The 12,646-nt window shown below is 57.7% G+C and carries 9 protein-coding genes; 1 reads left to right on the top strand and 8 read right to left on the bottom strand.

The features are described 5' to 3' along the window. Window positions 1–80 precede the first annotated feature (80 nt). The gene (locus QN062_RS01160) at window positions 81–911 is read right to left on the bottom strand and encodes an aldo/keto reductase (RefSeq protein WP_369342490.1); all 831 of its coding nucleotides are present in this window, start codon (window positions 909–911) and stop codon (window positions 81–83) included. Window positions 912–1,147: 236 nt separating this feature from the next. Here QN062_RS01160 and QN062_RS01155 point away from each other — a divergent pair, with 236 nt between their 5' ends. Then, on the top strand, window positions 1,148–1,993 hold the full coding sequence (locus QN062_RS01155) for a Bax inhibitor-1/YccA family protein (protein WP_369341811.1): 846 nt from the start codon (window positions 1,148–1,150) through the stop codon (window positions 1,991–1,993). A gap of 131 nt (window positions 1,994–2,124) precedes the next feature. Here the strand turns inward: QN062_RS01155 and acnA are convergent, their stop codons facing one another. From acnA to QN062_RS01120, 7 genes are all read right to left on the bottom strand, one after another. After that, window positions 2,125–4,836, bottom strand: a complete 2,712-nt coding sequence (acnA, locus tag QN062_RS01150; RefSeq protein ID WP_369341810.1) for an aconitate hydratase AcnA — start codon at window positions 4,834–4,836, stop codon at window positions 2,125–2,127. A gap of 209 nt (window positions 4,837–5,045) precedes the next feature. After that, the gene (locus tag QN062_RS01145; RefSeq protein ID WP_369341809.1) at window positions 5,046–7,559 is read right to left on the bottom strand and encodes an HAD-IC family P-type ATPase; all 2,514 of its coding nucleotides are present in this window, start codon (window positions 7,557–7,559) and stop codon (window positions 5,046–5,048) included. Between the two features lie 178 nt (window positions 7,560–7,737). Then, window positions 7,738–8,472 (bottom strand): hypothetical protein, encoded by a 735-nt coding sequence (locus QN062_RS01140; protein ID WP_369341808.1) that lies wholly within the window; start codon window positions 8,470–8,472, stop codon window positions 7,738–7,740. 62 nt (window positions 8,473–8,534) lie between these two features. Then, a complete protein-coding gene (locus QN062_RS01135) occupies window positions 8,535–9,917 on the bottom strand; it encodes a class I SAM-dependent RNA methyltransferase (protein WP_369342489.1) in 1,383 nt (460 codons plus the stop codon). Between the two features lie 7 nt (window positions 9,918–9,924). Then, window positions 9,925–10,665: a DUF3159 domain-containing protein gene (locus tag QN062_RS01130; protein ID WP_394854731.1), complete on the bottom strand. Its 741-nt coding sequence runs from the start codon at window positions 10,663–10,665 to the stop codon at window positions 9,925–9,927. A 120-nt stretch (window positions 10,666–10,785) separates the two neighbouring features. Then, on the bottom strand, window positions 10,786–11,664 hold the full coding sequence (locus tag QN062_RS01125) for a DUF3710 domain-containing protein (RefSeq protein ID WP_369341806.1): 879 nt from the start codon (window positions 11,662–11,664) through the stop codon (window positions 10,786–10,788). 106 nt (window positions 11,665–11,770) lie between these two features. Further along, entirely contained in the window at window positions 11,771–12,631 is an 861-nt protein-coding gene (locus tag QN062_RS01120; protein ID WP_369341805.1) for an exodeoxyribonuclease III, read from the bottom strand. Between the last annotated feature and the right edge of the window lie 15 nt (window positions 12,632–12,646).

Raw genomic sequence — 12,646 nt, 5'->3', positions numbered from 1 at the left:
GCTCTGAGACGAAAACGCCAAACGCTCAGGACAGCAGTCTCAGCCACTGGGAACTGCTCAGTTGTTAAACAGCTCAGTTGTTAGAAATCAAAGTTGTCCGGGTCCCCGCCGTTGCGTCTTCCGGTATCGAATGCGGAAATAGCCTGCATGTCGTGGTCGCTCAGGCTGAAGTCAAAGACATCGAAGTTCTGCTGAATGCGTTCCTGATGGGTTGACTTCGGAATGACGATGACTCCGCGCTGCAGATGCCAGCGGATGACCACCTGTGCCGGGGACTTCCCATAGCGGTCGGCGATTGCCTGAAGTGCAGGGTTCTTCAGGAGCGTACCGCCCGTGCCACCAAGCGGACTCCACGCCTCGACATCGATCCGCTGCTCTCCGTTGGTGAAGTCGATGAGCTTCTGGTTCGTGAATTGAGGCGACGACTCAATCTGATTCACCGCAGGCCTGACCGAACTCAGAGCATGCAGCTCCTCCAGATGATGCTGTTCGAAATTGCACACCCCTATCGCACGCACGCGGCGCTCGACATAGAGCTCCTGCATGTCCTTCCATGCTTTCTGCCAGCCATCGGCGGGCCAGTGAATCAGATACAGATCGACATAATCCGTTCCGAGCCGTTCAAGGCTTTCCTCATACGCATCCCGCGTCCTGCCCGCCCGGATATCGTCATTCCACAGCTTGGTGGTGAGGAAGACATCCCTGCGATTCACGCCGGATTCTCGAATCCCCTGGCCCACTGATTCCTCGTTGCCATAGACCCTCGCCGTGTCGATATGCCTGTAACCGGCCTGCAATGCCCATTTCACCGCGTTCACCGTTTCCTCGCCGGACGGGGTCTGGAAAACGCCAAGTCCCAGTTGAGGTATCGAAACACCATTGTTCAGTACGACTGTATTGTTGACATCGATATCATTCATGTGATTCCTCCTTGTAGCTTTATCCTGCTATGCGCTTGTGACAAGAATGCCGATTACGCCCCGCACCAATACCTGCCTGGACCGCATTCGATGGCCATCTGCAAGCACGACGCAAGCAAGCAAGCATGACAGTTCTCGTGTCGCTGGGAGCTGAAAACGCGAAATTAAGGTATTCGTAAGGTCGCTCACCTACTATCAGGTCAAAGAGTAAAAAAGGAGAAACGCAGATGACATATGGAATGCAACCGCGCGACGAACAGCAGTCGCAGGGTCAGCAGATGCATGACAGCACACGCACGCCGAACGGCCAGACCTCGTACGGACAGTACGGGACAGCCTATGGGGCACAGCCCCAGATGACCTATGACAGCCAGGCGATCTACTCCTACGAACGAATGGAGAAGGCGACCCATGCCTCGGTCACCAGGGCCTATGGCGAAATGACCCTGGGATTGATACTCACTGCCGTGGTCGCCGTCATCGCCCAATCCACGGGTGCGCTCGAGGCATACATGAGCGCGACTGGCATCATCGGCTGGATCGCACTGACGGTCATTCAGGTCGGCCTTGCGATAAGCCTCGGCGCAAGAATAATGAAGATGCGTTCCAGCACCGCGAGACTGGTGTTCTATGCATATGCAGCCTTGATGGGCTTCACCCTCAGCTCCATTTTCTGGGCATTCAGCGTCAGCTCCATCATCATCACGCTTGGTCTGTGTGCGGCGTTCTTCTTCACGCTCACCATGATCGGCATGACGACACGGCTTAACATGCTCAAGGCGGGTCCGATCCTGATGGTCGGCCTGGTCGTGCTCATCGTCTCGCAGCTCGTGCTGATGTTCGTGGCGCCAAGCGCGACGACGCTGAGAATCGTCGCGGCAATCGGTCTGGTCCTCTTCGCAGGCATGACGATGTACGATGCCCAGCGCACACGCCTGATCTTCCAGCAGGTTTCCAATCAGGGTCCAGAGATGGTCAAGAAGGCTTCCATCCTCTGCGCACTGAATCTTTACCTTGACTTCGTGAACATGTTCCTCTATCTGCTGCAACTCGTCGGCTTCAGCAACAACTGAATCACTGAACCAGATCCCCTGGCGCGGCTTCGCGCATAGAAACCGGGATTCGAAAAACGAGATTCATGACCCATGGGCACCTTGGAATGAGTGGTGCGCCGCGGTCATGAATCCCGTTTTCTATGTGCCGATCAGGCGTTCTGCATGAGGTTTCTCAGAACGAATTGCAGAATTCCGCCATTGCGGAAGTAATCCGCCTCACCAGGCGTATCGATTCTGACGACCGCGGTGAAGCTGGTCTGCGTTCCATCGTCGCGGGTCGCAGTGACGGCAACCGTCGCTGGCGTGGTTCCGGCGTTCAACTCGGTGATTCCCTCGATATCGTAGTGCTCCGTGCCATCAAGGCCGAGACTCTCCGCACTCTGCCCATCGGGGAACTGCAAGGGAAGCACTCCCATGCCGATCAGGTTGCTGCGGTGGATGCGTTCAAAGCTCTCCGCTATGACGGCCTTGACCCCGAGCATGCTCGTACCCTTGGCAGCCCAGTCACGGGACGAACCAGTTCCGTATTCCTTCCCAGCCAGAACGACCAGAGGAATGGAATTCGCCCGGTAATGCTCCGAGGCTTCAAAGATCGTCGTGGGTCTGCTGTCAAGGAAGTCATAGGTGAATCCTCCCGGAGTCACCTCTTCTCCGACGGAGGCCAGCAGCTGGTTGCGTAGGCGGATGTTGCCGAAGGTGCCACGCACCATGATTTCGTGGTTGCCGCGTCGTGAACCATAAGAATTGAAGTTTCTTGGTTCTATCCCATGCTCCTGCAGGTACACTCCGGCAGGGCTGCTTGCCTTGATCGCACCCGCTGGGGAAATGTGGTCGGTGGTCACCGAATCGCCAAGAAGTGCAAGGACCCTGGCTCCATGAACGTCAGACACAGGCGCAGGATGGGCGCTCATGCCATCGAAGAAGGTCTGCTTGCGCACATACGTCGAGGAACCGTCCCAGGCGAAGGACTCCCCCTCGGGAACCTCCAGACTCTTCCAGCGCTCGTCGCCTTCGAAGACCGAAGCGTAATCCTTGACGAACATGTCCCTGCTTACGGTCTCATCGACGACTTCCTTGATATCGTCGTTTGAAGGCCACAGATCGCGTAGATAGACATCTTCGCCGCGCGAATTCCTGCCAAGGGATTGATTGTCGAAATCGAAATCCATCGTTCCTGCGAGAGCGTATGCGATGACCAGAGGCGGCGATGCAAGGTAATTCATCTTCACGTCCGGGCTGATGCGGCCTTCGAAGTTTCGATTGCCGGAAAGCACGGCCGTGACCGAAAGGTCATTGTCGTTGATGGCCTGTGAGATCGCCGGATCGAGTGGTCCTGAGTTCCCGATGCACGTCGCGCATCCATACCCGACCAGTTGATAGCCCAGATCGTTCAGGTCCGTCGTCAGCCCCGCCTTGTCGAGATAGTCCGTAACCACCTGCGAGCCCGGAGCGAGGGAGGTCTTCACCCATGGCTTCGGCTTCAGCCCCAGCCTGTGTGCGTTGCGTGCCAGCAATCCCGCAGCGATCATCACCGAGGGGTTCGATGTATTGGTGCAGCTGGTGATGGACGCTATCGCAACGGCGCCGTTGTGCAGCTCAAAGTCGCCGTGGGCCTCGGTGGTGACGGGAACCGCATCGGTATTCGTCGCATCGGTGATATAGGAAGGAATCGTCTTCTCATAGGCATCCTTGGAATCCTTGAGCATGATGCGGTCCTGCGGACGCTTGGGTCCGGCGATTGACGGCACTACGGTGCTCAGATCGAGTTCCATGTATTCGGAGTACTCCGGTTCGACATAATCCGGGGCCGACGTGTCGTGCCAAAGCCTGTTCGCCTTCGCATACTCCTGCACGAGGGAGATCTGCTCATCCGTACGACCGGTGAGATGCAGATAGTCGAGGGTCACCTCGTCGATTGGGAAGATGCCGCAGGTCGAACCGAATTCAGGGCTCATGTTGCCGAGCGTCGCTCGATTCGCAAGCGGTACGTTTGCAACGCCATCGCCATAGAATTCGACGAATTTGCCGACCACACCATGCTCGCGAAGCATGTCGGTGATCGTAAGGACCATATCCGTGGCGGTGACGCCCTCAGGGATGCTGCCCGTGAGCTTGAACCCGACGACCCGTGGCACGAGCATCGAGATCGGCTGACCCAGCATCGCGGCCTCTGCCTCGATGCCACCGACGCCCCAGCCAAGCACGCCAAGGCCGTTCACCATCGTGGTATGGGAGTCCGTGCCTACGCATGAGTCGAGATATGCGAGCCTGCGACCGGGATGAAGGTCAGACTTTCCAGCCATGACGACCTTTGCCAGGTATTCGATGTTGACCTGATGAATGATGCCAGTCCCCGGAGGCACGACACGGAAGTTGTCGAATGCCTGCTGACCCCAGCGCAGGAACTGGTAACGCTCGCGGTTCCGCTTGTATTCGATGTCCATGTTGCGCTCGATGGCGTTCGGCACGCCGGCCACGTCGATCTGCACGGAGTGGTCTATGACCATCTGCGCGGGAACCTGAGGATTGATGACCTCGGGATCGCCCCCAAGATCCTTGACCGCGTCACGCATTGTCGCGAGGTCTACGATGCAGGGAACCCCGGTGAAATCCTGCATCACCACCCTGCTCGGCGAAAATTGAATCTCGTGGCTCGGATCTGCCTTCGGATCCCAGTCGAGGAGGGCCCTGACATGATCGTCGGTGATGTTGGCACCGTCGATGTTTCGAACGAGATTCTCGACAAGGACCTTAAGCGAGTACGGGAGATGATCTATGCCAGGGAGATTGGCTATCGAATAGTAATCAAAGACCTCGTTGCCAACCTGCAAAGTAGATTGCTGATCCTGATGCAAAGACATGCTACCTCCGAATTCATCCATTCGCGTGCAGAGACACACGAAAGTACGTCACCTGAACGTCGTGGCATGTTCATTGCCGCGACGCCGAAATACCGGCCATATTGCCGATATCTGCATTGAGCGCTGCAAAGCGTTGGGATACGACGCCTTCACGCATGCTCAATAACCATAACATCGACCTGACTCAGCATAGTTCTAGCGTGTTTGTATTACGACTGAGATAATTCGCCCTCAGCTTTGCGATGTCGGTCCACGGCATCCGCAATCCATGTGATCGACACGAAGATCGCAGCTGCGCACAGGACCGACACTATCGAGACAACCATAAGGCTTCCTGATGGTATGGCAAGGTCAAAGAACGAGGCGACAGGTGGCAGCGCAACGCCAATGACGCCTGCTGCCGCAAACAGGGCTACGAGGATGCCTCGCCAGGAGCGCAGGGGCCTCGCGACACGGCAAAGCACCAGGATCCCCATCACGAACAGAACGATTGCGCACAGCATTCTCCATTCATTGAGGGTTTTCGCATCGCTGAGATTCCAGCCCATGAATGCCGGTATCGCCCATGCGGCGAGCAATACGGAAAGTCCTATTGCAAATCCACAGGGAAGCGCGAATGCGACGACCCTCCTGAGAAAACCTGGCCTGTACCTTCGCGTGTTCGGGGCCAAGGCGAGCAGGAATGCAGGGGTTCCGATGGTGAGGGCACCGATGTAGGTGATGTGCCGCGGAAGATATGGGAATGGTATCGCCGTGAGAACCACTCCCAGCGAAATCAATGCCGAATACACGGTCTTGACCACGAAAAGCGATGCAACGCGCTCCATGTTCGCCATGACCTGACGTCCTCGGGCAACGACGTCTGGCAGGTGGGAGAATTTCGAGTCGACCAGCACGACTTGGGCTACCGCCTTCGTCGCCGATGCGGCATTGCCCATTGCTATGCCAAGATCGGCCTCTTTCAGGGCGAGGGAATCGTTCACGCCATCGCCGGTCATCGCGACGACGTGCCCTGTCGCATGCAAAGCCTCGACGATGCCCTTCTTCTGTTCGGGAAGCACACGTCCCAGCACATCCACTTCCTCGAGCGTCTTCGCCAGTTCACCCACATCGGCGGGAAGATTCCTGGCATCCATGGTGCGCGGGCTGCGGGATCCGGTGAGCTCGACCTTTGCGGCGATCGCCCCGACCGTAGCCGGGTTGTCCCCTGAGATGACACGGCAACGGACACCCTGCTGCCTGAACCATGCCAGCGTCGCCTTGGCGTCCGAGCGGATGCGTTCCGAACAGGCAACGAGCGCATGGGCCTCGAGACGATCGGGAAGTTCGTCCGATATCTCCATTCCAGATGGATGATTCTGGACGGAATCGTCATCGTGGACGTCATCGTGGCCGTCTGAGCCTGCCTCGACCGCCCGTGCATCGGCGGCGAGGAGCAGCACGCGCGATCCATTCGATGCCAGCGCCCCTACCTGGCGGGAAAGCTTCTCATCGTGCTGCTCGGACATGAGTATCTCGGGAGCTCCCAGATACCATGTCGATCCATCGCGATAGCGGATCGCACTCCATTTCCTCGATGAGGAGAATGGCAGGCGCCTGGCAATCTCCTCTGACGGCGCATATGAGGAAAGTCCCCTGAGAATCGCCTCGGCCGTCTTGTTGGGATTCTCTTCGCTGCTGACATCGAAGGCGTGCTGTTCCAGTTCATGTCTGATGGCTTCGGCGTTTCCTCCCTCGACTTGGGCGGGAATGGGGATGACGCTTTCGAAGGCAATGCCGCCATCGGTTATGGTGCCGGTCTTGTCAAGGTTCAGAGAATCGACGCGGGCAAGGGTCTCGACCGACTCCAACTCCTGCACCAGGGTATTGCTATGCGCAAGGCGTATGGAGGCAAGCGCGAAATTCAACGATGTGAGCAGCACAAGGCCCTCGGGAATCATGCCCACCACACCAGCGACTGCAGACACGATTGCCTGCCGCCATTGGCCCGAGGCGATCGCCTGGCCGAAGCCGCCAAAGGTCTGCATCTGGGTCCAGATCAGCAGTATGCACAGCGGGATGACTATGACAGTCATCACCTTGAGTATTTTGGTGATTCCCTCGTTCAGATCGGATCGGGTCTTGCTGTAGACCTTTGCCTTCGCAGTCAGCTTGGCTGCATAGCTGTCCGCTCCCACGGCACTGACCCTTCCCAAGGCGAGGCCGGAGACTGCAGTCGTACCTGACAATGCACGGTCGCCGTCCTGCTTGCGCACCGTCTTGGACTCGCCAGTCAGCATCGACTCATCGAGCTCAAGCCCATATGAATGCAGTATGTCGCAGTCAGCCGGAACCTGCTCTCCTGAGCGAATCCAGAGAATGTCATCCTTGACGATCTTCTCGCTTGGAATCTCGACGTTTTCCCCGTATCGTCGAACGACATAGTTCGATGCGACCAGGATGGACAGCCGGTCAAGCGTCGCCTTCGCCCTGAGTTCAGTGAACACGCCGATGCCCGTGTTGATGATGATGATCAGTCCGAATATCGAATCCTTCCATTGCCCCGTGGCCAGGACGAGAACCATGGCCCCAAGAATCAGAGCGTTGAAGAAGGTAAAGACATTCTCACGGAGAATCTGCAGAAACGATCGTGAACTGTGCGTATCCGTATGGTTCACCTGCTTCGTCTGCAAGCGGAGCTGAACGTCGGATGCGCTCAGTCCCGTCTCTGCAACCTGTGGCATCTTTCCCACGCCATCTTCTGATGCTTCGCCTCGTGACTCTGAGTGTGCTTCCAAAGGGTTCCCATTTCCGTCTCTGTTCGATGACGCGAAAATCACAGTGTCACCGATCGATTCTTTCATTGTCATTCACTGCGGTGTCTGGCGCGGTCCTGGATGGATTGCCTGCCCACTGCGAAAATCAATGGCTGGCATACATGATCTTCGCATGCTCGAGATCGTTCATGACCGTGAAAGCCGCTGTCTCTAAGGTAACGCGACGTGCTGAACTCTTCTGGTCGGTCGATGCGGGAGAGCCCTGCGAAGTGGATCCAAGGACGAACTGCGCGGCATAGAGGTGTGAGTCGAGCTCGGTGACGCGTTGTTCATCGGTTATGAGCACGACTGGGATTCCGGCGTTTCTGGCACTCGTCAGGGCCTTGACGACATCAGATGCATAGTTGCAGCGCTGCCCGTCGCCTGAGACGTTGCAGCGCAGCATTATCAAGGTCGATCTAAGCGTTATGGCAGATCGAATCGCCGCTGCCTGAGCACCCTTCACGTTCACGGACGACGAGTATCGCACCTGCAATGACCTGGCCTTCAGATACTGCAATATCTCCTTGTCCGCACTGGTGGTGGCAGCGTATGCGCTGCCGACGAACACGATCGACACATCGGAACGGTCGATGCCGTCGTGTGCCAACGAGCTGCTTGCCGGAGCATCTCCCACTGCCCCGGCGCTCGGTGCGCAAGCCGTCAGGCCCAACGCGATCACCAGTGCGATCACCAACGCGCTCAATGTCGTGAGAGAGTCGCGGACGCTGCGCATCATGAAGCCCCCAAACGCTCGTGCATGCTCACGATGCCCGCGCAGACCGGAACGATAATCCATCTGTCCTCCCAACGCCTGCGGGCCCAAAGGCAACATACCCATCGACACAATCATAGATTCATGGCCAAGATTCGGTGCGATTTCGCTGTCTGAAACGTTCAGGGCTACCTGGTGAATATGGCCACGGACTCGACATGATGGGTCATCGGATAGAGGTCATAGGCGCTGAGTTCGCGAAGTCCGTATCCCGATGCGCTGAGCGTTGCGGTATCACGCGCAAGACTTGTCGGATCGCATGCGACATAGACGATTGCCTTCGGATTCGCCGCTGCGATGCGTTCGCACACCTTTTTTCTGGCACCGGCACGAGGTGGATCGAGAACGACGACATCCGGATGTGAAAGATGGGAAGGGACATTGCCGAGCACGGCGCCCACATCGCCGATCCGAGCATCCACCCGCGCCAGATCGAGACTTCTCAGATTTCTTCGTGCATTGATCACGGCGGGCTTCGATCCCTCGATGCTGAGCATGCTGGTACGCTTCGATGTCGACGTCGCCAGCGGCAGTGTGAACAGGCCCGCTCCGGAGTAAAGATCCCAGATGCATGCCGAATCGTCACCGTTCAGGGCATGCTGCGCGGCATGCAGCACATGCGATGCCAGAGCAGTGGGAGCCTCTCGATGAATCTGCCAGAAGCCATCGGCATTGACGCGATAGTTCCACGTGCTGCCATCGATGCTTACGCTTTCCTTCAGCAGGTATTCACCGGCGGTGAGCTCGCCATCGACCATGACGGCATAGTCGTCAAAGCCCTCTGCCTCGCCCTGCACCGCAGGGACTTCCGCGGAACCGTCTGCTATGGCATCGTTCCCAGGAGACGTTTGCGCAGCATCTGACGGTGCGCATGGGGTTTCCACGGACTCGCTACCTATGGCTTCCGTCGACTGCGGAAGAGATTGCGGAACCGCGATTCTCAGCTGTGCGCCAGGCGCGAAACCCCCATCCCAGAAATGGGTCTCCTCCGCGATTCTGAGAACCGACTCCGTTGCCAGCGGCATCGTATCCAAGGCAACCCGGTGATGCGTGCCACGCCTTCGCATCGAAGGGTGCCCGTCTTCGTCCGCGATCATTTCGATTCGAGTGCGCCAATGCAGACCGCCCAGCCGTTCATCCTCGGGCATCCGCCTGACCTGGACGTCGGTATGCACATGTCCGAGCCGTTCCATCTGCTCGTTGATGATGTCGGACTTCCATGCAAGCTGCCCTGGGAGCGACACATGGACCAGATCGGCTCCCCCGACACCGCCACCCTGAGACAGCGGCCCTGCGAGCTCCCATGCAGGCGTGACCCTGAATTCGCTCGGCTCGATGACCTCGATGACCTCACCGGTCCAGAAACGGTCTGTCCTCTCATGAGGTTCGTCAAGGGCTATGCGCACCAGCTCTCCTGGCAGTGCAAAGCGTACGAATACGACCCGTCCGTCTATATGCCCCACGCATCTGCCCTGATCGGCATAGCGTTCGATGCGAACCTGTGATTCCAAAGCCAAATCAATCCCCAATTGTTGAACTATCAGTAATGTCTGAGCGCTTTTCCATCTCGGCGTGCCGGTGCAGCGGATCGGCGACGAGCAGCCACGACAGCCAGATGACCAAGGCGAAGCACGGAACTCCCATGATAAGTCGGGCAGTGCCAAGCCATGCTATTCGATCGGTGAGATACATCGGCACCTGCACGACCAGCCGGGCCGCAAACAGAAGGATCCACAGACCGGTGACCTTCATGTAGGCACGGAACAGTGCCCCATCGTCCCGCCAACGAGCGAGCCACGCGCCAAACCCACTCAGCGTCGGCTTCCGAACGAACTCGATGCATGCACCGATGCCCGGTATCCTGATCAGCATCGAAACGGATAGCGCCACGATCCATACCGCATTCGTCAGGAAACCTGGAAGATAGTAGTTTCGCGCATCCTTGGTCAGCCAAGCCCAGACAAGACATAGGACCACGGCAGCAAGACCGCTGAGCGCTCCCATGATCGACTGACGCTGGAACAGTCGCGCGACGAGCTGAATAACCGCCTCTGCGAGCGACAGGGCAACCGTCATTCCCAGCTGTCCTGTCGAGACGAAGGCGACGATGAATATCAGTCCAGGCAATATGGATTCGACGATGCCGCGGATCCCGCCCATCGAATCCATGATCGAGAAGTCATCGGCTGCCAACGACGCTATGCCCTTGGCCGCATTCTTCGGCTTCCTCGTTTCGACCACTGTATCTTCCCCCGCCATGCCGGTAGTTGACCCTTCTGCGCTGACGTCGTTGCCATCCGTCCGGACTGCCGTAGTGTCCGGTGAATTCGCATCGTTCCTGGACTGATCGTGCATGACCTTCACCCTATGCGACGGATGCTAGCGTACCTCTGAGAACATCGGACCCCTGGCAAGGGTCGTCTTGGTCTCGGTGTTCTGATCGCTATCGAGTGGGCCCTTGGGCTTTTCCGGAATGGACTTGCCGTTCTTGCCCTTGGCGTTCTTGCCTTTCTTCGATGCCTTCTCGGCCTCGGACTCGTCGTTGGCCTGCTTTTCGGCTTCCTCCTGCTCCCTGCGCTGCTTGGGAGTGATGGGAGCATGCATGGGAATCATGTCACGAGGCGCCAAAGGCTCGTCGCCACGTTCCACGACTATCTCCTGGAAGAGATTGTCGAGAATCTCCTTTTCCTCACCATCGGATGCAGCCGGGCCAGAGAAGATTCCACGAAGCATCCATCGCGGTCCGTCGACTCCCACGATTCTCGTGACGACGGTGTTGCCCTTGACGTCCACGGGCAGCAGGACCTCGGTGCCGAAGATGCCCGGCCTGCTCGATGCATTGTCATTGCCCGTAAGCAGATCATCGCGAACGTCATCCCAGAGTCCGAGCGTCTTGGGAGCTGCGAACGCCTCGATTTCCAAGCTTGACGAGCCATACGAGATGGTCGCTCCAAGAACCTCTCCACTCGCTCGATTGGCCTTCAGACGCAGTTCGATGCCTTGCATGTACGGCAGATAGAAGGCGCCGACGTCAAGATATTCGTCATAGTCGACGACTTCCTCGTCATCGATGTCCCAAGGACCGCGATCGTCTCCCCTGCCAAGGTATTCGTCGCTTTCCTGCTGGTCCTCATCGGGGATGGAATCGAATTCCGCGTCATCTTCTTGCTCGCCAAGAAGGTCGTTGCCCTCCACTTCGGATTGATCTTCCTCTGACTGCTGTTTGGCGTGCTTCTTGCCGAACCCGAACAAGCCCATGATTCCTCGTTTCTGACCCCCATATAAGAGGTTATTCGTTACGTCCAACTCAAGAATAACCACAAAGCCGCGCACACGCATGCCCTTGTCGAAATTTTCAGGACGTTCAGACTCTATATGTTACTTCCAGGGCCGCATGGTCACTCCAGCGAGTGTCGTATGAGCTGGCCTTGTCGACCGTGAATCCCTGCGCCGTGTCCGCGAACTCCGGGGTGGCAAACTGGTAGTCCAATCTCCATCCCACATTGTTGTCGAAGGCGCGCCCACGTTGACTCCACCATGTGTACGGACCTTGAATGTCGCCAGCCAGATCGCGCATGACATCGACGAAATCATAGTCGTCAAGCCACTTGTCCACGTATGCGCGCTCGGAAGGCATGAATCCTGCGTGCGTCACGTTCGCCTTCGCGTTCTTGATGTCTATGGGAGTATGCGCAATGTTGAAGTCGCCGCACAGCACGGCCTGCCTGCCGCCCTTCGCGGCCTCGTCGCGCAGGTCGCTCAGACGGCCCATCATGGTGTCGAGGAAGCGGAATTTCTGCTTCATCTTGACCTCGTCATCCGCCATTCCGGAATGGACATAGATGCATATCACGGTGAGCACATGCCCATCGGGGGTCTTGACGTCTGCCTCAAGCCAGCGCCCAGTGTCGACCGGCTCACTCAGACCAGGCAATCCGACACGTGTCTGGAGAACCGGCAGTGTGGTGAGCAGGGCAACGCCAGCCCGTCCCTTGATCTCGCATATGTCGTTGGCCCTGAACAGCTCCTCGGGCTTCGAGATCTTGCCCTTGGCCACGTACCGCTCGGCAAAGTCTTCAAGAATCGGGTCGATCGCCGATTGAGGGGCTCTCACCTCCTGCATGCACCAGACATCCGGCAGCTGGGAGCTCACCCATGCCCCGACATCCTTGCGAGCAGCAGCCCGCAGACCGTTCACATTCGAAGTTGCAATAGTAATGCTCATGCAACACACCATACC

Source organism: Bifidobacterium sp. WK012_4_13, assembly GCF_041080835.1.
Classification (GTDB): Bacteria; Actinomycetota; Actinomycetes; order Actinomycetales; family Bifidobacteriaceae; genus Bombiscardovia; species Bombiscardovia fermentum.
Note: the sequence above shows the minus strand (reverse complement) of the source record. Positions and strands in the feature narration are given on the sequence as shown.